The sequence below is a fragment of the Veillonella sp. CAG:933 genome (assembly GCF_000431435.1).
In the GTDB taxonomy this organism is placed as follows: Bacteria; Bacillota; Negativicutes; order Veillonellales; family Veillonellaceae; genus Veillonella_A.
Genome location: NZ_HF986212.1, coordinates 53,727 through 73,448 on the forward strand (window position 1 = coordinate 53,727; position 19,722 = coordinate 73,448).

At 43.5% G+C, this 19,722-nt stretch carries 18 protein-coding genes and 1 pseudogene; 4 read left to right on the forward strand and 15 right to left on the reverse strand.

Translation table 11 applies throughout. The features are described 5' to 3' along the window. The 12 genes from atpF to QZL64_RS08820 all read right to left on the reverse strand — a co-directional run bounded on the left by atpF (position 1) and on the right by QZL64_RS08820 (position 10,482). On the reverse strand, positions 1 to 492 hold the full coding sequence (atpF, locus tag QZL64_RS08770) for a F0F1 ATP synthase subunit B (RefSeq protein ID WP_021841620.1): 492 nt from the start codon (positions 490 to 492) through the stop codon (positions 1 to 3). Between the two features lie 73 nt (positions 493 to 565). Beyond that, entirely contained in the window at positions 566 to 823 is a 258-nt protein-coding gene (gene atpE, locus QZL64_RS08775) for a F0F1 ATP synthase subunit C (protein WP_021841621.1), read from the reverse strand. A 74-nt stretch (positions 824 to 897) separates the two neighbouring features. Next, complete coding sequence (gene atpB / locus QZL64_RS08780; protein ID WP_021841622.1) at positions 898 to 1,572, reverse strand: F0F1 ATP synthase subunit A; 675 nt, start codon at positions 1,570 to 1,572, stop codon at positions 898 to 900. 65 nt (positions 1,573 to 1,637) lie between these two features. Beyond that, the gene (locus QZL64_RS08785) at positions 1,638 to 2,012 is read right to left on the reverse strand and encodes an ATP synthase subunit I (RefSeq protein WP_247240049.1); all 375 of its coding nucleotides are present in this window, start codon (positions 2,010 to 2,012) and stop codon (positions 1,638 to 1,640) included. A 24-nt stretch (positions 2,013 to 2,036) separates the two neighbouring features. After that, the gene (locus QZL64_RS14565) at positions 2,037 to 2,243 is read right to left on the reverse strand and encodes an AtpZ/AtpI family protein (protein ID WP_021841624.1); all 207 of its coding nucleotides are present in this window, start codon (positions 2,241 to 2,243) and stop codon (positions 2,037 to 2,039) included. A gap of 425 nt (positions 2,244 to 2,668) precedes the next feature. Continuing rightward, on the reverse strand, positions 2,669 to 3,814 hold the full coding sequence (gene wecB, locus QZL64_RS08790) for a non-hydrolyzing UDP-N-acetylglucosamine 2-epimerase (RefSeq protein ID WP_021841625.1): 1,146 nt from the start codon (positions 3,812 to 3,814) through the stop codon (positions 2,669 to 2,671). Between the two features lie 83 nt (positions 3,815 to 3,897). Then, on the reverse strand, positions 3,898 to 4,947 hold the full coding sequence (locus QZL64_RS08795) for a glycosyltransferase family 4 protein (RefSeq protein ID WP_021841626.1): 1,050 nt from the start codon (positions 4,945 to 4,947) through the stop codon (positions 3,898 to 3,900). 24 nt (positions 4,948 to 4,971) lie between these two features. Next, positions 4,972 to 6,330: a PFL family protein gene (locus QZL64_RS08800; protein WP_021841627.1), complete on the reverse strand. Its 1,359-nt coding sequence runs from the start codon at positions 6,328 to 6,330 to the stop codon at positions 4,972 to 4,974. 8 nt (positions 6,331 to 6,338) lie between these two features. Continuing rightward, a complete protein-coding gene (locus tag QZL64_RS08805; protein WP_021841628.1) occupies positions 6,339 to 6,608 on the reverse strand; it encodes an ACT domain-containing protein in 270 nt (89 codons plus the stop codon). Between the two features lie 97 nt (positions 6,609 to 6,705). Beyond that, positions 6,706 to 8,388, reverse strand: a complete 1,683-nt coding sequence (locus tag QZL64_RS08810) for a phosphoglucomutase (RefSeq protein WP_021841629.1) — start codon at positions 8,386 to 8,388, stop codon at positions 6,706 to 6,708. Positions 8,389 to 8,493: 105 nt separating this feature from the next. After that, positions 8,494 to 9,402: a YitT family protein gene (locus tag QZL64_RS08815; protein ID WP_021841630.1), complete on the reverse strand. Its 909-nt coding sequence runs from the start codon at positions 9,400 to 9,402 to the stop codon at positions 8,494 to 8,496. Positions 9,403 to 9,525: 123 nt separating this feature from the next. Further along, positions 9,526 to 10,482: a YitT family protein gene (locus QZL64_RS08820; RefSeq protein ID WP_021841631.1), complete on the reverse strand. Its 957-nt coding sequence runs from the start codon at positions 10,480 to 10,482 to the stop codon at positions 9,526 to 9,528. A 182-nt stretch (positions 10,483 to 10,664) separates the two neighbouring features. Here QZL64_RS08820 and ispE point away from each other — a divergent pair, with 182 nt between their 5' ends. The 3 genes and pseudogenes from ispE to QZL64_RS08835 all read left to right on the forward strand — a co-directional run bounded on the left by ispE (position 10,665) and on the right by QZL64_RS08835 (position 14,284). Next, a complete protein-coding gene (gene ispE / locus QZL64_RS08825; RefSeq protein WP_021841632.1) occupies positions 10,665 to 11,549 on the forward strand; it encodes a 4-(cytidine 5'-diphospho)-2-C-methyl-D-erythritol kinase in 885 nt (294 codons plus the stop codon). Beyond that, the gene (locus tag QZL64_RS08830) at positions 11,549 to 12,238 is read left to right on the forward strand and encodes a GntR family transcriptional regulator (RefSeq protein WP_021841633.1); all 690 of its coding nucleotides are present in this window, start codon (positions 11,549 to 11,551) and stop codon (positions 12,236 to 12,238) included. Before ispE ends, QZL64_RS08830 begins: the two co-directional genes overlap by 1 nt. A gap of 544 nt (positions 12,239 to 12,782) precedes the next feature. Next, a pseudogene (locus QZL64_RS08835) lies at positions 12,783 to 14,284 on the forward strand (DASS family sodium-coupled anion symporter). A 98-nt stretch (positions 14,285 to 14,382) separates the two neighbouring features. Here QZL64_RS08835 and QZL64_RS08840 read toward each other — a convergent pair. Both QZL64_RS08840 and QZL64_RS08845 read right to left on the reverse strand, forming a co-directional pair. Beyond that, positions 14,383 to 15,504 carry a carboxymuconolactone decarboxylase family protein gene (locus QZL64_RS08840; RefSeq protein ID WP_021841636.1) on the reverse strand — a complete coding sequence of 374 codons (1,122 nt, stop codon included), beginning with the start codon at positions 15,502 to 15,504 and terminating at the stop codon, positions 14,383 to 14,385. A gap of 51 nt (positions 15,505 to 15,555) precedes the next feature. Beyond that, complete coding sequence (locus tag QZL64_RS08845; protein ID WP_021841637.1) at positions 15,556 to 16,038, reverse strand: flavodoxin; 483 nt, start codon at positions 16,036 to 16,038, stop codon at positions 15,556 to 15,558. Positions 16,039 to 16,267: 229 nt separating this feature from the next. On the opposite strand from QZL64_RS08845, the gene QZL64_RS08850 reads away from it, so the two are divergent. After that, on the forward strand, positions 16,268 to 17,152 hold the full coding sequence (locus QZL64_RS08850; RefSeq protein WP_021841638.1) for a LysR family transcriptional regulator: 885 nt from the start codon (positions 16,268 to 16,270) through the stop codon (positions 17,150 to 17,152). 182 nt (positions 17,153 to 17,334) lie between these two features. Here QZL64_RS08850 and QZL64_RS08855 read toward each other — a convergent pair whose 3' ends face one another. After that, positions 17,335 to 19,500, reverse strand: coding sequence for a YadA-like family protein (locus tag QZL64_RS08855; RefSeq protein ID WP_021841639.1), 2,166 nt, complete (start codon positions 19,498 to 19,500; stop codon positions 17,335 to 17,337). Between the last annotated feature and the right edge of the window lie 222 nt (positions 19,501 to 19,722).

The following is a 19,722-nucleotide window of genomic DNA, read 5'->3' on the forward strand; positions in this document are numbered from 1 at the left end:
TCACCCTAATGCTTTACTGTCAAGCTTTTCAATGGCTTCTTTAACAAGGTCCACATTGGCTTGACTATCCATATTCTTAGCAACAATTTTGCCGGCAATGGCCATAGAAAGTGAAATCATATCTTCACGCATTTTTTCCATAGTTTTTGCTTGTTCACGGGCAATTTCGTTACGAGCTTCTTCTTTTTCACGTACTAGCTGTTCTTTTAATTCCTTAATTTGAGCCTGCGTATTCCGTTCAGCCAATTGGGCTGCCTTTTCAACAATCGCTTGAGCTTCTTTACGAGCATTGGCTAATTGTGCTTCATACTCTTTTTTGGTAGCTTCCGCAGAATCCAAAGTAGCCTGTGCATTCGCCAAATCGCCTTCAATCTTCTTGCGACGGGCTTCCATCACACCGACTAAAGGTTTAAACGCAAATTTTGCTAAAATAGCAACTAAAATAAAGAAATTGATAAATTGAACCAGCAATGTACCGTTTATTTCTACCAACGGCGTAACCCCCTCTTAAACTTGGAATTATAACTTGCCTTCTTATGTCTGTTCAATTTAATAAAGAACCGAATTATAATTTACCAACGATAACATCAGTAAATACAAGTACGATGGCGATAACGGTAGCAATGATAGGAATAGATTCGATCAAACCGATGGAAATAAATAAATTAGTCATAATCTTACCGGCCATTTCAGGCTGACGAGTCATACCTTCAAATGCTTTATGAACTGCCAATGCATCACCAAAAGCTGCTGCGATCGCTGCCAAACCTGCCACTAAACAAGCACTGAATACACTTACTGACAACAAAATTGCTTTTTCCATAATAAAATCCTCCTAGAAAATGTTACGAATACAACCTGAGATACTCAAAATAATGGTTGGTAATACCGTGGTGATTAATGTTCCTCATTGTTGATTGCCATACCCAAGTATGACGTCACGAGAATTGTAAAAACGAAGGCCTGAATAACGCCGACAAATAAGCTGAATACGAGCCAAATAATCGGTGTCAAATACGGTGCCAAACCGTTTAACAACTCTAATACAATTTCACCTGCTACAATGTTGCCGAATAGACGAAAGCTGAGCGTCACCGGCTTAGAGATTTCTTCCATGATGTGGAAGATAACAAATACGGCAAAGGGCTGAAAGAAATGCTTAAAATAAGACGGTCCTTTCATCTTTGCCCCAATAACCCAAATACTCACTGAGCTGGCCAAGGCCAGACCTAAGGTCGTATTTAAATCGTTAGTAGGCGATGTCAAAATATGGGGACTCGGTATCAGCCCCAATTCATTACTTACTAAGATAAAAACAAAGAAAGTAAATAGTAGCGAACTTACCTTACTAAAGTGTTTACCTAAAGGACCTTTTAACTGACTTCCAATAGCTTCTAAAATAAACTCAACTACATTTTGTACGCCTGATGGAACCATATTGACCTGCCGTGTAGCAAAAAAGGCAACGACTATAATAATAGCAAACACTACCCAAGTCATATAGATAGTATCCATATTAAAAGCCATGCCCCACATGTGAACGACGTCATGAGTCCCGGTATGTAATTCCATAAGGTTCACCTCCTTTCGCCTATATTGCTACCCCATTACTCTATCGAAATTTTGATTAATACACATTAAATCACATTGGGACTATCCGCTTGGTTATACCGGATGCGTTCGTATATCGTCAACGGACGCCATAGCATCAAGCCCAACATATATGGTACAAACGGAAAATTCTCAAATAAATAAACGGCCAGCAAGGTGCCGATGGCGACCAGCGTAATACGAATTAAAGTACCCAGCTTAGTCGCTTTTTCAATAGTACGTAGTTCTTTATGGCGAAGTTTATAAACCCATAAACCTAAAATCAATAAATATAATAAATTAATAGCACAACCCCAAACCCAGCCTAAAATGTATCTCTCGTAATCAAAGACTTCTAATAATAATGTAGATGCTACGGTTACCACGATAAGGTAACAAGTCATACGTTTTACAAAATCCAAGAATACCTCCACGATTAAGCCCCCTCACGACACAACCCGAAGATACAAGGAGTACAGGCCTCCTAATCCTCCTACTAGCCCTCCTATCAGCGTAAACCATGGTGACGCATCAAACAGATAGTCTAAGCCACGGCCTATAGCCAGACAGCCCAGAATGCTGACCAACAGGGAGAAACCTGCCGATAAGGCCACATTCAGTGCTTTTAGTGTGGTTGGATCGAGTCGCTTCATTGGAATCACCTTCTTTGTGATGGTTAAAACGGGGAAACTATGAATACTACTAATCTCTAACTTCTTTATTATAACAAAATTCAACTTTCACTAAATTATAACATTTTGTCATACGTTTAGCCAATATACCTATAACAAGTATACTTTTATCCAATTTTCTTATTATAAAAATTATTAATGAATTCAATTTTTAAAACAATATAAGTTTCAAGCTGTTCATCGATTCTTTTTTCGTTTTTAATTATAATTCATCACTAATCTTTTTATTATATTTAAGAATGTTGTGTATACTTTTTACGAATACAAGGGCCGTTTTTTCAAAGTTTTTAGTAAAAAAACGGCCTTACGAGCGGTAGATACATTAGCTGATATATATAACTGAGGGCGTTAATAACATCAGCTATTTACTACCTAAATACTATAAATTAATAACCGAAACGGCTCGGTTTTTTACCGCTATGCAAAAATTCAAAGCGCAGTGCTTCAACAATACGATTGGACGCAACACCGTCACCATACGGATTTACGGAGTTGGCCATCACATCATAAGCATCTTTATCCGCCAATAATCGATGGGCTGTATCATAGACCGTATTTTCATCAGTCCCTACCAGGCGTACCGTACCGGCCGTTACCGCTTCCGGACGTTCCGTCGTATTGCGAAGTACCAATACCGGTTTACCCAAAGCCGGTGCTTCTTCTTGAATCCCGCCGGAATCGGTCATCAATAAGTAAGAACGAGCCATTAAATTGGCAAACGGTTCATATTCGAGCGGATCGATTAAGTGAACGCGTTCTACATCACCCAATACTTCTTTAACAATTTTACGAACTTTCGGATTTTTATGTACCGGGAATACGACTTCAATATCATCAAATTCATCGACCAAGCGGTGAATGGCTTGATATACATGACGCATCGGTTCACCGAGGTTTTCACGACGATGGGTCGTTACGAGCACAATACGACGATTTTTATAATCTAAATTATTAAGCAAATCTTCTTCAAATTGGTAGTTATCTTTAACCGTAGTCTGAAGGGCATCAATAACGGTATTGCCGGTCACATATAAATGAGCCGAACCGATATTTTCTTTCATCAAGTTCTTTTCCGCACTGGAAGTCGGCGCAAAGTGATAGGTTGCCAAAGACCCGGTCAATTTGCGGTTCATTTCTTCAGGGAACGGTGAGTAAATATTACCCGTTCTGAGGCCGGCTTCTACATGGCCTACCGGAATTTCCTGATAAAAAGCGGCTAACGCGCCGGCAAAAGTAGTTGTCGTATCACCATGAACGAGTACTACATCAGGTTTTGCTTCTTTTAACACATCCTTTAGCCCTTCTAAGGCTCTGGTTGTCACATCATATAAAGTTTGGCCCTGACTCATGATGTTCAAATCATAGTCCGGCGTAATCGCAAATAAATCCAAAACCTGATCGAGCATTTCACGATGCTGTGCCGTTACCGTCACAATCGCTTCCATATCCGGAGCAGCTTGTAAAGCCTTAACTACCGGCGCCATCTTAATCGCTTCGGGACGGGTCCCAAAAATTGTCATCACTTTCAACATGTAATAATACCTCCCATGATTAGCCAGCCTACATACCCTGCATGCTACGAAGGCGCTTGTACAAGCGTACAAGCGCACCTATATTAATGTCTATTTGCTGCTCTATTTTCCTCGGCAATGACTTCATCTTTCGCAATCATCCCCAATTTAGTTGCAATAAACACGCAAACACACAAAATAGCCAACACTATAATAATGCCGACCAATATATTTACTTTTGCCAACAAAATAGCTACATAGCCCAACAACGCCGTAACGGCATACATCAACAATACAGCTTGTTTTTGCGACAAGCCGAGTGCCAACAGGCGATGATGCATATGGCCTTTATCCGGTTTAAATACCGGTCGGCCGTTAATCTTACGACGAATGATGGCAAAGGTAGTGTCTAAAATAGGCAGGCCTAATACAATTACCGGTACTACCAACGAAATGGTGGCGGCCGTTTTTACGGCACCCATAACGGAAATTGTGGCCATTGTATAGCCCAATAACATACTGCCCGTATCACCCATGAAGATTTTTGCAGGGTTGAAATTGTAACGCAAGAAACCGAGCGCCGCACCGGCCAAAGCCAACGCAACGCACGCTAAGTCAACCTGGCCCATTTGCCACAAAATTGTGAAAATAGTCAGGCTTGAAATCAATGAAATGCCGGCTGCCAAACCGTCAAGACCATCTATAAGGTTTACAATATTCGTAAAGCCTACAATCCAAAAGATGGTAAGCGGTATCGACAAAAAGCCCAAGTAGAACACATGACCCCAAGGATTGGTAATAAATTCAACCTGGTTACCAAAGGCCACGACTACAACCGCCGCTAAAATTTGACCTGTTAATTTTGTTTTTGGACCAATTTGCTTCACATCGTCCCAAATACCGACACCCACAAGCACAACGGAACCCAATAAGAGTCCCATTACGGCCTGCAAATCTTTTACGGTATAGAGGACCGAAACAATATAGCCTATAAAGATGGCCAAGCCACCTAAGCGAGGAATGGAACCGTGATGCACCTTACGCGCATCCGGCTTATCCATAGCCCCAATGTTAATCGCCAACCTTTTAATCAGCGGTGTAATCGCAAACGAGATGACCAACGCCACCACGAATGCCCACACGTACACCGTCATTACCGCACCTCCTCGTGCTCGTTCTTAGTTCGTAAGACTGCGTACAGGTGCCGGAATTCGTCCACCGCGCTGGATAAACTCTTCCGCCCCAAACGGACTTACTTCAATGATTGGGCAATAGCCCAATAAGCCGCCGAATTCAACCATTTCGCCCACAGTTTTACCCGGAACCGGAATCAAACGAACAGCTGTTGTTTTATTATTAATCATGCCAATAGCCGCTTCATCGGCAATAATTGCCGAAATAGTAGCTGCCGATGTGTCCCCCGGTACGGCGATCATATCAAGCCCTACAGAGCACACACAGGTCATGGCTTCTAATTTTTCTAAACTTAAACTGCCTACGGATACGGCATCAATCATGCCTTTATCTTCACTTACAGGGATAAACGCACCGCTGAGACCGCCTACATGAGACGATGCCATGAGCCCGCCTTTTTTAACCGCATCATTCAACAAAGCTAATGCCGCCGTGGTGCCATGAGCCCCACAAGAGGTAATGCCCATTTCTTCCAAAACATGCGCTACCGAATCACCTACAGCAGGCGTAGGCGCCAAGGATAAATCGATAATCCCGAACTGCTTACCCAAACGCCGCGACGCTTCCTGAGCCACCAATTGACCTACGCGCGTAATCTTGAAAGCCGTACGTTTAATCGTTTCCGCCACTTCGTCAAAAGGTCGTCCCCGTACTGCTTCTAAGGCATGCTTAACAACGCCCGGTCCGCTGACACCGACGCTAATCGTCGTATTGCCTTCCGTAACACCATGGAAGGCACCGGCCATAAACGGGTTGTCTTCAACAGGATTACAAAAAATAACAAGCTTAGCACAACCGAAAGCATCACGGTCCGCTGTAAGTTCGGCTGTTTGTTTAACAATACGACCCATTTCTGCTACGGCATCCATATTGATGCCCGCTTTAGTGGAACCGATACCTACAGAACTGCATACTAAATCAGTCGTCGCCAAGGCTTCCGGAATGGACGCAATTAAACGACGGTCGCCATCGGTATAACCTTTACTTACCAAGGCAGAAAAACCGCCGATAAAGTTAACACCCACAGCTTTGGCTGCTTTATCCAAGGCTTTGGCTACGGGCACATAATTGATTAAATCACTACCCGCCGCCACAAGTGAAATCGGCGTAACAGATACGCGCTTATTAATAATCGGCACACCGTATTCGCGCTCAATGGCTTCACCGGTGGCTACCAAGTGTTCCGCTTCTTTAGTAATATGATCATAAATACGATCACAAAGGGTATTGCCGTCTACGGCTGTACACCCCAATAAACTGATGCCCATCGTAATGGTACGAACATCCAATTTATTGTCATGAATCATCTGGTTGGTTTCGAGGATATTTTCAATACTTAACATATCATCACCTACCCTATACGATGCATGCTGAGGAAGATATCCGCATGTTGCGCCTGAATCTGAACGCCCAAAGCTTCCCCTTCAGCTTTCAAAGCTGCCTGCACTTTAGGTAAAGCTGTCTGATCCTTAGCTTCACACATCATAATCATGTTAAACATACCGTCTAAAATCGTCTGGTTAATCGATACAATATTTACATCGTTCTCAGCCAATACGGTAGCTACACGCGCAATAATACCTACTCGGTCTACCCCTACTACGGTTACAACTACTTTCATGCGATTCACCTTTCCCTTATACCTACATTATCAGTACTCTCTAATTTCAATGATGTTATATTATACCACAATTCGTGGCGCAATACCATATAGACTGCTAGCGGGACGTTACTTCATCAACCAATTCCTGACCGGCTTTCAAAAGTTGTGCCAACGCCTCATCACCTTGGAATGTTTCTGCATACACCTTATACAAGTCTTCCGTGCCGGACGGGCGGGCTACCAAAAAGCTATTGGCCGTCGTAATGCGCAATCCGCCGATAGCATAGTCACCATACAGCGAGGTAGTGCGAATATCTTCAATCGCTTCACCGGCAAGCTCCGTAGCCGTCACATCACTCGATTGTAATTGACTCAACCGTTCCTTCGCAGCCTTACTGCAAGGAGCATCAATGCGTTCAAACACGGGATCGCCGTAACGTTTCGTAAGGAATGTATAGAGAACATCCGGCGTCAGGCCATTGGTAACGGCAAACATTTCCATGGCCAAGAGGCCCATAATGATACCGTCTTTATCCGTGGTCCAAACCGTACCATCTTTTTTGAGGAACGAAGCACCGGCACTTTCTTCGCCGCCGATACCGATGGTGCCGTCAAATAACAGCGAAGAAAAATACTTAAAGCCTACCGGCACTTCATACACTTTAATGCCGTTATCGCTACAGAATTTATCCACCATCTGAGTCACAACGGCGGTTTTCCCAAAACCTTTACCCTGCCAACTGCGATTCAAGAACAGATACGCGCCGGCTGCCACCAAGAAGTGATTTGGTGCCATAAGGCCATCTTGCGTAACAATACCGTAACGATCGTAGTCAGGATCATTTCCCACGGCCAAATCATAATCACCGATTTTGGCAATCACATCCGCCATGGCATATTCGGAGGAGCAATCCATACGCACAACCCCATCATGGTCATAAGGCATAAAGCTAAACGTCGGGTCGTACTCATTGTTAATAATATCTAAATCAAGGCCATACTCTTCGCTGATGGCTTCCCAATATTCCATGCCGCTGCCGCCGAGAGCATTGATGAGCACTTTAGGTTTTGCTTTACGAATGGCATCCATGTTAATCACATCAGCCAACTCTTTAACATAAAGACCTTTGTAATCATATTCCCATTGCAACGCCGAATCAATTTCATCGATGGCCACCCGACGAATACCTTCACCGCCGTTTTGCAAATATTCATTAGCCTTATTTTCAATCCACTTCGTCACCGTCGTATCAGCGGGGCCGCCGTTAATCGGATTGTATTTGATGCCGCCCTGGTCCGGCGGATTATGGGACGGTGTAATGATGATGCCGTCCGCTTTGCCGTGACCTACTTTTTCTTTTAAAAAGTCCGGCACAAAGGCAATTTTCTCTTGTTTATCAATAATTTCATTGTAACGAATGATGGCACGCGAAACACTCGGAGTCGGTACAAAGCCATTTTCACCGTCTACCGCCGCCACTACACCATTGGCAGCCAGTACTTCGAGAACCGTTTCCAACGCCGGTTCCGACAACGCATGCGTATCATGCCCGACGAAGCAAACGCCGGTGGCACCAAACTCCTTACGCCCGTCACAAATAGCCTGTGCAATGGCTGCCACATGAAGCTCATTAAAACTGCCCGCTAACGATTTACCGCGATGACCGGATGTACCGAAAGAAATGCGCTGTTCCGGTTTGTCATAATCCGGTTTTTGGTTATAATAGGCTTCAATTACCGCCTCTAAGTTAATCAAATCTTCCGGACGAACCAATTTACCTGCTAATTCATGTGCCATAGTGCAGCCTCCAATTGTATTGAATATACTGTAAAATTCCTTAAAATCAGGAACGACTATCTACTAAAATATAAACGTTTAACTTTCATGTATCGCCAAACTCATTTAATCATTCATTTCAACCTGAGCCCGAACACGCTCAATGGCTTGTTGCGTGGCTGCTGAAGATTTAATGGAAAAACCGCGGCCAATAACTTCAGCCACATCGGTAACCATGAGGAACGCCGTGGGGTCTTCTTTTTGCACCGCTTCTTTCAACTTCGCCACCTGCATGAGACTGACTACAACCAGAATCACTTGCTTATGCTGATGTGTGTAGGCCCCTTCACCATTTAGAATCGTAGCCCCGCGACCGAATTGATACAAAATCAAATCACAAATCTTGTATGGTTTATAGGAAATAATAAATACCGCTTTACGCTGACTGAAGCCGACTACTACACGGTTCGTAATCATGGCCGCAATATAAATGCATACCAACGTAATGGCCGCCGCTTCCACACTGATTATGAAGCTGGCCACAAAGAGAATCACACAGTTGATACCCAGTGATACACTCCCCATTTGTAGCCCGTAATACTTACGAATAATCAACGCAATGGGATCAAGGCCGCCCGCATTACCGCCGGACCGATAAATAGTCCCCATGCCGAGACCGGTAAAAATCCCGCCTAAAATAGCGCCTACCAACGGGTCCGTCGTCAAATGATACACGTTCATAAAACTAAACGCATTAATCATGAACGATGAAACAACCGTACCGAAGATGGTAATCATTAAATGCCAATGACCGAGCCAACGATAGGCCGCATACAAAATCGGAATATTTAAAATTAAGTTCAATGTACCGATTTGAATACCCGTTAAGTAATATAACATCAACGCAATGCCGCTGATACCGCCACTTACGAGCTTATGAGGTACAATAAACGAATTGACCCCGAAGGAAAACAGCATCGTCCCGAACGTCACCAAAATCATGACCTTTATCGTTGTACGCCAGTCTTTTTCCATGTTGCTCCCCCTATTCTCTGTTGTCAAAAATCTGACTCACTCATCTCTCAATTCCTAGTAAAACTACATCAAAACTATATTAAACCTCTGCAAAGTATCAGCCCGGCCTTTGCCATAGCGGACTTACGCTTTATGTTCGCCTGTTCCGCTCGGTTCTTCCGGCAACGCATCACTCATAGCACCGGTCTGCACGGACCGCTCAATGGCGGCATTCACCGTAGCCGGCGTAGCCAACGGAATGGTAAAACCTTGTCCGATAACTTCCGCCGCATCGGATAAAATCATGAAGGCCGACGGATCTTCTTTTTGCACGGCCGCTTTCAACTTTGCCACCTGCATAAGGCCTACAACTACCAAAATAACCTGTTTGTGCTGATGCGTGTAAGCGCCTTCACCGTTTAAAATCGTGGCGCCACGACCGATTTGGTGAATAATAACATCACAGATTTTATACGGACACGTGGAAATAATAAAAATAGCTTTGCGCTGATTAAAACCAACTACTACTTTGTTGGTAACCATAGCTTGTACATAAATGCTTACCAACGTAATCGCCGCCGCTTCCACACTGATTACTATAGCCGCTGCGACTAAAATAACAAAGTTGATGCCAAAAATAATACTGCCCATCTGAAGGCCGTAATATTTGCGAATAATCATGGCAATCGGATCAAGGCCGCCCGTATTACCGCCGGAGCGATACACGATGCCAAGACCGAGACCGCATAAAATACCACCGAGCAACGATCCAATCAAAGGATCCTGCGTCATATGATAATCGGCCATAAATTCAAAGACGTTGATTAAGAGGGAAATTACCGCCGTTCCGAAGATGGTAATCATCAAATGCAAACGGCCCAGCCAGCGATAGGCAGCCCAGAGTATCGGTAAGTTAAGCAAGAGATTCAAAGTACCGACCTGAATTCCCGTCAGATAATAAAGCATTAATGCGACACCGCTTAAGCTACCGGATACCAACTTGTGTGGTACAATAAAAGCATCAAGCCCTATGGCAAAAATTAATGAACCGATGGTCGTCATAACTATGGCGTTTACGGTTTGACCCCACTTGAACTGCATAGTTCCTCCTAGAAAAATTGAAATTTGTCCGTTAATAGCGTATAATTTATAGTTAAATATAGAAGCTATTAAGGTATAATATATCTATGTTCATCTTAACCTAACCAACTTATAATTTCAACTAGATAATTAACCGATAAAAGCGAGTAATCTATCCATTCATCACACAAAGGAGGATATCCATGGAGCAACTTAGCTTCAGCAAAATTAACATCGGTTTAGCTATTCTCAATAAGCGCGATGACGGGTATCACAATATCGATACTATTTTCCAATCCATTTATTTGGGTGATTCTATTTATTTTGCCAAACATCATTCCGTCGTTTTCTCCGGTTCCGCACCGGAATTACCTCAATACATGAACGACATGATGGCCTATGACGAAACAAACTTGGCCATGAAAGCTTTGCGGGCCGTGCAAACCTATACGGGTTGCACTACCGGCGGCGCCATCCACTTATTAAAACGCGTACCACCTGCAGCGGGACTTGGCGGTGGCAGCTCCGATGCGGCCGCTATGCTCTTGGGGCTCAATAAATTCTGGGACCTGCGCCTTACCGACGACGAACTCATGACCCTCGCTAACGGCCTCGGTTCTGATGTACCGTTCCTCATGAAGGGCGGCACGGCGCGTGGTAAAGGACGCGGCGAAGAACTGAGCTACTTGCCGACCGGCAGACCCCATTGGCTCCTCGTGGTAAAACCGGAATTATCCATATCCACCGCGGCGGCTTATAGTCGTTTTAACAATGAATCGCAATTTAACAGCCAAACTATCGATGCCGTTGAAAAAGCCATTAACGACGGCGACATCAAAGAGGCTATGAAGGTCAGCGGCAATACCTTTGAAGAATTAATTTTCCCGCTTCATCCGGAACTCGAAAGTTGCAAGAAATTTTTCACTGACCGCGGTTATACCACTATCATGACCGGCAGCGGTCCTACCATGGTCGTTTATCTCGATGCGGCTCGCGAAGCACTGACGTTGCAAGAGGAAATTAAAGCGGCCGGCCACAATTGGCTTTCCTTAATTACTAAAACCCACGGCAAGGAGGCTTTAGCCTAATGAACAAAGATCTAGGACGTTTACAACCAATCGTATTAAACTCTTACAAACCGCTTCGTGAAGTTGTATGTGAAACCTTGCGTCAAGCCATTCGCGACGGTGTTTTCAAACCGGGCGAACGATTAATGGAAGTGCCTTTGGCCGAAGAATTAGGGGTAAGCCGTACACCGGTGCGCGAAGCCATCCGTAAGTTGGAATTGGAAGGCTTTGTTGTTATGATTCCCCATCGCGGCACCTATGTAGCCGACATTTCGTTAAAAGACGTAACACAAGTATTTGAAATCCGCTCCGCCCTTGAAGAATTGGCAGCCCAATTAGCGGCGGAACGCATCACACCGGATGAGATTGAGTTTTTAGAACGCATGCTCGTCGAAATCGGTACCTTTATGGAAGAAAAAAATATGGACAAAGTGGTGGAAGCGGACATTAACTTCCACGAAGTACTCTATAAAGCATCCCGTAACGAACGTCTCGTGGAAATCATCCACAATTTACGCGAACAAACCTTGCGCTTCCGTACCATGTCGATGAATCAACCGGGGCGTTTGGTAAAAACCTGGGAAGAGCATCGCCTGCTCGTTGAAGCCATTGCCGATCGCAATCCGGCGCAAGCCCGTGAAATTGCCCGCATCCACATGGAGCATTCCGAACAAGCCTTATTAAAAGGAATGAACATCGATAAGCAATAATTTTTTGACGAATCGTGTATTCATAATGAGATATGCAGTATGCAGGCCAATAAAACAATTAAGGGTTATCAACAACAGATTAGCCACTAATAATAGCCAATTAACTTTGAATTCTCTATTATTTAGCCATATTGTTTATAATCCATCATTAACTACTTATTTGCCAACAGCATGAATTCGCCAATTCTCTTTCATTAACAAAATACTATAATAAAAAACCTCCTGTTATAGGAGGTTTTTTACATTTCGTGTATTTTCGACTAAATTTAAACAGTTCGATGAAGGAATTCCCACTGTATTGTCGAAATCTTATAGTAACAACACAATGTGTATTTATTGAGTATCGTGTTGTTTTACAACAGAAAAAAGAGAGTTCTTAATTGCTCTAAATCCTTCGCAAAACATCCGACCGATTTGTTTTGCGACACTTATTTTATGAGTAATTTGGCATTATTTTCGACTTTATTATTTTTCTTCATTAATATTTATCGTCAGAGTTTATTATTAATATGAATAAACTCTTCCCAAAAGGAGATGATGAATCATGAGTACACAGACAACTCCGGCGGCAACACCACCAACTTCGAGTTATCCAAAAAGTAAATTAATCGGTCTTATTCTCAGTTTTGCTGTATTAATCGGTATTTTATTGCTACCGACGCCAAGCGACTTATCCACGGCCGGACACCGCATGATTGGCATCTTGTTCTTCGCCATCGTGCTTTGGATTAGCAGTGCCGTATCCTATCCGGTAAGCGCCACCATGTTAACAGCTTTGACAGCAGTTTTATTGGGGACGGCACCTAATATCGACGCACCGACCAAAATTCTCGGCACCAGCAATGCGCTAAAAATCGCCATTTCCGGTTATTCCACACCAGCTTGGGCTTTAGTGGCAGCAGCCATGTTCATTTCCGTGTCCATGACCAAAACCGGCCTTGACCGACGTATTGCGCTAAACGTATTATCCCGTATCGGTACTAAAACGAGTCACATTTACATTGGCGTTATTTTCACCGGTTTTATCTTGTCCTTCTTCGTACCGAGTGCGACAGCCCGTCTCGCCTGCTTAATTCCGATTATCCTTGGTATTTTGGACAGCTTAGGCATCAATCGTCAAAGTAAGCTCGCCGCCCTTCTCGTTATCGGCGCTACCCAGGCGGATACCCTCTGGAACATCATGGTACAGACTGCAGCCGCACAGAACTTGGTTGCTGTCGCTTTATTTCTTCGCAGTTGAACGCAACTGTATCTTGGCTTGACTGGTTGCTCGCAGCTGCCCCTTATTCCTTAGTAATGATTGTAATCTACTACTTCTTATCCATGTGGCTCCTAAAGCCGGATGAACATGATTTGGAAGGTTCTCAAAAAGAATTACAGCAACATCTACAGAACCTCGGTCTTATGACCTTCAACGAAAAGAAATTACTGGCTCTTTCCGTTATCTTGCTCGGTTTCTGGGCTACCGGCGGTCATTTGCACAAATATGATACAACCACCACAACCATCGTAGCGATTGCCTTATTCTTAATGCCGGGTATCGGTATTATCGACTGGAAATATGCTCAAAGCCGTATCGATTGGGGTTCCATCGTTATGTTCGGCGCCGGCATCAGCCTTGGCAGTGCACTTCTGAAAACAAAAGCCGCTACGTGGCTCGCCAACGCGTTCATTCACATGTTTGCCCTTGAAACATTGTCTATATTCGCACTCTTGGCAACGATTACCCTCTTCTTGATTATGATTCACTTAGGTTTCGCTTCGGCCACCGCTTTATCTTCGGCCATGATTCCAATTGTAATCTCTATCGTAACGGCTGTTAACATGCCGGGCATTAACCCAATCGGCCTTACGGTAATCGCGCAGTTCTCCATCTGCTTCGGTTTCATCTTGCCGGTTAACTCACCTCAAGGCATGGTATCCTACAGTTCCGGCACCTACGAAGTAAAAACCTTCATGAAAACCGGTATTCCGATTACCATCATCGGCTACATTATGTTACTCATTTACGCAGCCACTTACTGGCACTGGATTGGTTTCGTATAAAACCAGATATAGAAATCAAATTCAATTAATTGCGTAATAAACAACAAACCCCGCTCCGAAATTCCGGAGCGGGATTTTTAACATTCTAAGCCTTTATATTATTTGTGTTCCCACTTAAGGTCTTTATATTCCGCATCAGAAACAGGTTCCATCCAGGTCACCGATACTCCTTCTTTTTGTACCGTCATGGCTAAATGAGAGAAGTAGCTGTCTGCCGTAGCACCGTGCCAGTGTTTGATTTCCGGTGCAATATATACCACATCGCCGGCCGCTAAAGCTTGCGCCGGTTTACCGGCTTCTTGGTACCAACCTTTACCGCCCACTACGACGAGAATCTGACTGGCCCCATGATGAACATGCCAATCGTTACGACTGGTAGGTTCAAAGGTTACATTATGAATGCCCACTTCTTCGCTATTTAGCGGTGCCAACCAGCTTTTACCGCTGAAATATTGAGCATAGCCTTCATTAAAAGCACCGGCCGGGAACGGTGATACGTTGTTTTCATCATGAACAGCCTTGGAAATTGCTTTAAGCTGTGCATCAGTCACGCCATTATGCTTAGCAATGCCGCGATGTGCATTTAATTGCGAATCCACATCGGAAAGAGCTTCCAATGCCGCTACCGTAACAATTTCACGTTCACGCCAGTTCAACACATCAGAAGCAAAAATATCGCCAAACAAGTGACTCTTCAAATACTGATCAGACGCCGGTGCAAAATCAAAGAGTGCCCCTTTTACTTCACCGCCTACCAATTCAGTCTGCGTCTTCGTGCCTTCCGCCATAGCGTCAGCCCCTAAAATAGTTTTAGCAGCTGCCTTGCCTTCTTCCGTCGCCACGCCGTTAGCATTACGTTCATTTACGGTATTCATCAATACATTCAAGGCATTTAAGCTTCTTGGAAAACCGGTATAGGCATATAACTGTACCATAGCGTCCTTGACTTCATTAACTGTCAGACCTTTATCCAACGCTTCATTAACAGCGTCTTTCAATTTTGCCTGATCGCCGGTTGCCGTATATTTACTGATTGTTACTAACTGCATTTCTTTATTGGATAATTCTTTTGTATTTTCTGCCATTACGCTCATTCCTCCTACTTGTAAACTCATACAAAGCAGTCCCAAAACTGCTGTTTTACCAATTCGCTTCACGCGCTTCAAATGTTTTGCCATTCGCTCTCGACGATGCAATAATGTCAGTGATAATTGCTTCATAAGTACTCTCTTTTCTCCCAATTAATTACCTAAATCAAAAGTTCCGACCACTTAATTTCCTAAGTTAAAAGATTTAGACCATTGTTTCAATTCATCTTTTGATGTTTGGACTGAAAAACGACGGCCTTCCTTTAATACGGCACCCACACAGGATGGACTCAAAGCTTCATTGGTTTTGCCCATAGCACTGCCACCGGACGTAGCAAACGGAATAACCACCACATCGGTTAAATCAAAACTTTCTAAGAATGTATTAATAATTGATGGTGCCCGATACCACCAAATAGGGAAGCCTACATATAAAACAGAGTATTTCATATCAGGTAACGGCTTTTGAATAGCCGGACGGGATGACATATCCGCCATTTCTACCGATGAACGGCTCTGTTTGTTCGTCCAATTCAAATCGGGCGCCGTATAAGCAACTTCCGGTTTGATTTCATATAAATCTGCGCCAATCGCTTCGGCTAAATTATGTGCCACCTGTTTAGTCGTGCCGGTAACGCTAAAATACGCAACCAATGATTTACTCATAGTTAAACATCTCCTTTAAATACTGTTATTAATAGGCAACATTCGTTACATACTTTTTTAATTTTTCTTGAGTGCCCTTCTTTGGGTGTCTTTATTGTAACCCATCCTCATTTTTATGACTAACAGTTATTAGTCCTTATTTACTATCGTTTTTAGGAATGGTAAAATAAGGGTTCATATATTGAACCTTTTTAAAAAAGTATAAAAACTTCTCTGAAAGGAGCCTTTCATGATAGAAACGCGATTATTAGTATACTTCTTAACTATCGCTCAAGAAGAAACTATCAGTAAAGCGGCGGAAACGCTCCATATTACTCAGTCCACCTTATCCAAGCAGATGAAGGACTTAGAAGATCAACTGGGTAAAGTTCTCTTTATCCGCGGCAAACGTAAAATAACACTCACCGAAGAAGGCCGTTACCTTCAGCAACGAGCACGGGAAATCGTTGATTTAGTGACCGCAACCGAAGGAGCTTTAAAAGAGGACACTGAGCTCTTAAACGGCAATATCTACTTTGGTTGTGGCGAAACCCATCACATGAAAGACATCACTCAGTGTTTTAAAAACTTACAAGAAATATATCCGCAAATTCACCTGCACCTATATTCCGGGGACCACACCGTTGTTATGGACCGACTCGATAAAGGTCTATTGGACATAGGGCTCGTGGTAGAGCCTAACTTCCGCGAAGGCTATGACTACTTTTACATTGGTCGCAGCGATAAAAGCGTTCTCCTTATGCGCCAGGACGATCCATTGACTCAAAAGACCCAGCTTCAAAAAGAAGAACTGAAAGAGTTGCCCCTGATTTTATCCCGCCAAGGCTTCGCCAATCCGGTTGATTATGAACTTTTTGGCACCAGCCGTTCCAATCTGAACATTGTGGCCACCTATAATTTAATCAACAATATGCTGTTCCTCGTCGATCAAGGCTTGGGCTATGCCGTTACCTTGAGCGGCCTATTACCGCCGCATCATCCTACCCTTACCTACCGTCCTATCGTGCCTACCCTGGAGAATAAATGGTACCTCGTAACCCCGTCACACAGACTTTTCTCACCGACCGTAACACGTTTTTTAGACGAGTTGAAGAAATTCTTTGGTACGGAATAAGCAAAAGCACTCCCAATCCAAACGGACTGGAAGTGCTTTTTTGCCTTGCCTGGTTTCCTCTAGGAAACATCAGGTTAAGATTTAGCCTTTACCGTATAGCATATAGTATCTAATACTTATACTTAATACTTAGCATTAGCCTTAAAAAGAATTAATACTTAAAAATATAAGGATTTTAACTCTTACTTATTCAAAACAGCTTGCATAGCAGCTTTCAATTCATTAATTTCGGCTTGTTGAGCCTGTAAACGACTTTCTTGATTAGCCAAGCGGTCACGCAATTCTTGGTTTTCTTTACGAATATTGGAGCTTGTGCTGGCACCACTGCCTACCGACCAAGATACACCGGCATTAATCATTGTATCACTATTGCCGCTAAAGGATAAACCGGCATTAACACGCACATCATCATTAATACGATGAGCCACACCGAGTGCTAGTGCAGATTCACCTTTATAATAACCTAAGCCGGCTGTAATAGCCGTGCTTTTATTATCTAAGTCATAGGTACCGTTAAGCGCCGCTAACGCTGCACTCATTGCCCCGGTCTTTTCAATTTTCTTATCCAGTTTCGATTCTACACCACGCAACTGGCCTAAATTTACTGCATCATTTACAGATGTGCCATCGGCCACACTATGAATCTGTTGGCCATTTATATCAACTAATTCTTTAGTAACTGTTGGGCCATCTGCAATCGTTACGCCGGCAGCATTAAGAACATTTTGAATATAATCGGAGTCAACGCTTACGAAAACTCGTTTATCCCCTTCTTCTCCTACTTCGGCCGCTTTTAAGCCGTCACCAAAATCAAAGGCTAACGTACTAAGTGTTCCGGTACTGTTAATAGTGCTACCCGCAACATAACTACCGGACTCATCGGAGCCGCCGGAATAAACAGTTACTACGCGGTCTGCCAAAGTACGTAGCTGTCTCACGTTAACGGCATCCGTATCGGCGTAACCTCCGGCTACATTTACAATTCGGCGCGTATTTTCCTCAAAGCTCTCCGTTTCACCATTAATTGTTGCCGTGTAAGCTACATTACCGACTGATACAACACCCTGTTTTTTATCAAACGCTTCACCGGACAGATAGGCGGCTTTATCAAAATCAGTGCTTGGTGTAGCCAATGAGCCATTGCCTAATACGACCGAGTTATTCAATAATGAGCGCGTATGAGAACCGACCGCTACAGAATCAGAAACACCTAGTAAGCTCACATAGTTCCCCAATGCTACGTTATTCACCCCACTGATATGCGAGTGATATCCTATAGCAGTTGATTCTTCACCATACGCCTCAGTGTAGTGACCGATTGCCACCGAGTTGGCAAAACCGGTATGGGCTTGCTGTCCGATGGCTACAGAATAGTTACCTTTTGCCACAGCAGAAATCCCCATGGCAATTGTATTCGCATCATGAGCCTCCGAACCGGAGCCAATAGCCGTTGTTTGGAATCCGAAAGATTTAGCGGTAAACCCTAAAGCTATTGAATTTTTATAGGTTTCATTAGCATTTGCCGCCACAGTATCACCTTCCGGTGGAGTTTCATATCGCTCGCTAATGGTATAATCTACATCATAATTCTGATTTTCCGGTGGTGTCGTGATTGTTGGCGTTGTTGAATCCGGAGCGCCCACATATGATTCATTGCCTATAGCAATTGAGTTCTGACCACCTGCTATTACTTTAGTATTTCGTCCCATTCCGATGCCGTATTGCCCGTTTATCACTGAAACAGCACCAACGGCAATAGATTGTTTCGTCATTGCTTTAGAGCCGGCCCCCAAAGCAATACCTTGCTCGTTCGCCTCTGTAGAAACCCCCAATGCAACAGCTTGAGCACCGCTTGCTTCTGCTGACGAGCCGTAAGATACAGCATCCTCACCCTTAGCTTGAGCACCTGTCCCAATCGCCATTGCTCTTTCATTACTAGCACCAGAAGATTCACCAATCGCCAGAGTATTCTTCGCTGAAGCTGTACCTTTAAAACCCATAGCAATGCTTTTCTCACCACTTGCCGTTGCCGTAGGCCCTAATGCCATTGCCCGGTTACCGGAAGCAGTAGAATTACTACCTACTGCCGTAGCAAATGCGTTCTGAGCAGAAGCATTAGTGCCAATAGCCATAATAGAACCTTTTCCGTCTATTGTGTTAGCTCCATATCCTAAAGCTATAGCGCTTGGAGCGGGTGCTTTAGAACCCGTACCAAATGCAACACCGGTTCCTGTTCCGGCATCATTTAGAGCTGCCCATACTATATTAGTACTAAGCAAACTCCCCATAACAGCAAAGATAGTTCCCATTACGATTAAACGTTTTCTTCTGCTAAAAATCTTTTTCATAATCTTCCCCCTACTCGTCTAAATAACAATTTAATTACCAATTGCCAATAAATAAAACGAACAACAAATTATGAACTGCTTATTAGATTTTGATGCTTTTTGAATCCACAAACCATAAATCGATTTTTTTGAATTCATCTTTTATTCAGAATATCATATCAATTTAATTTTAACAATTTTTTTTGACATTATATATCATATATAATGCTATTTTTGATTAAT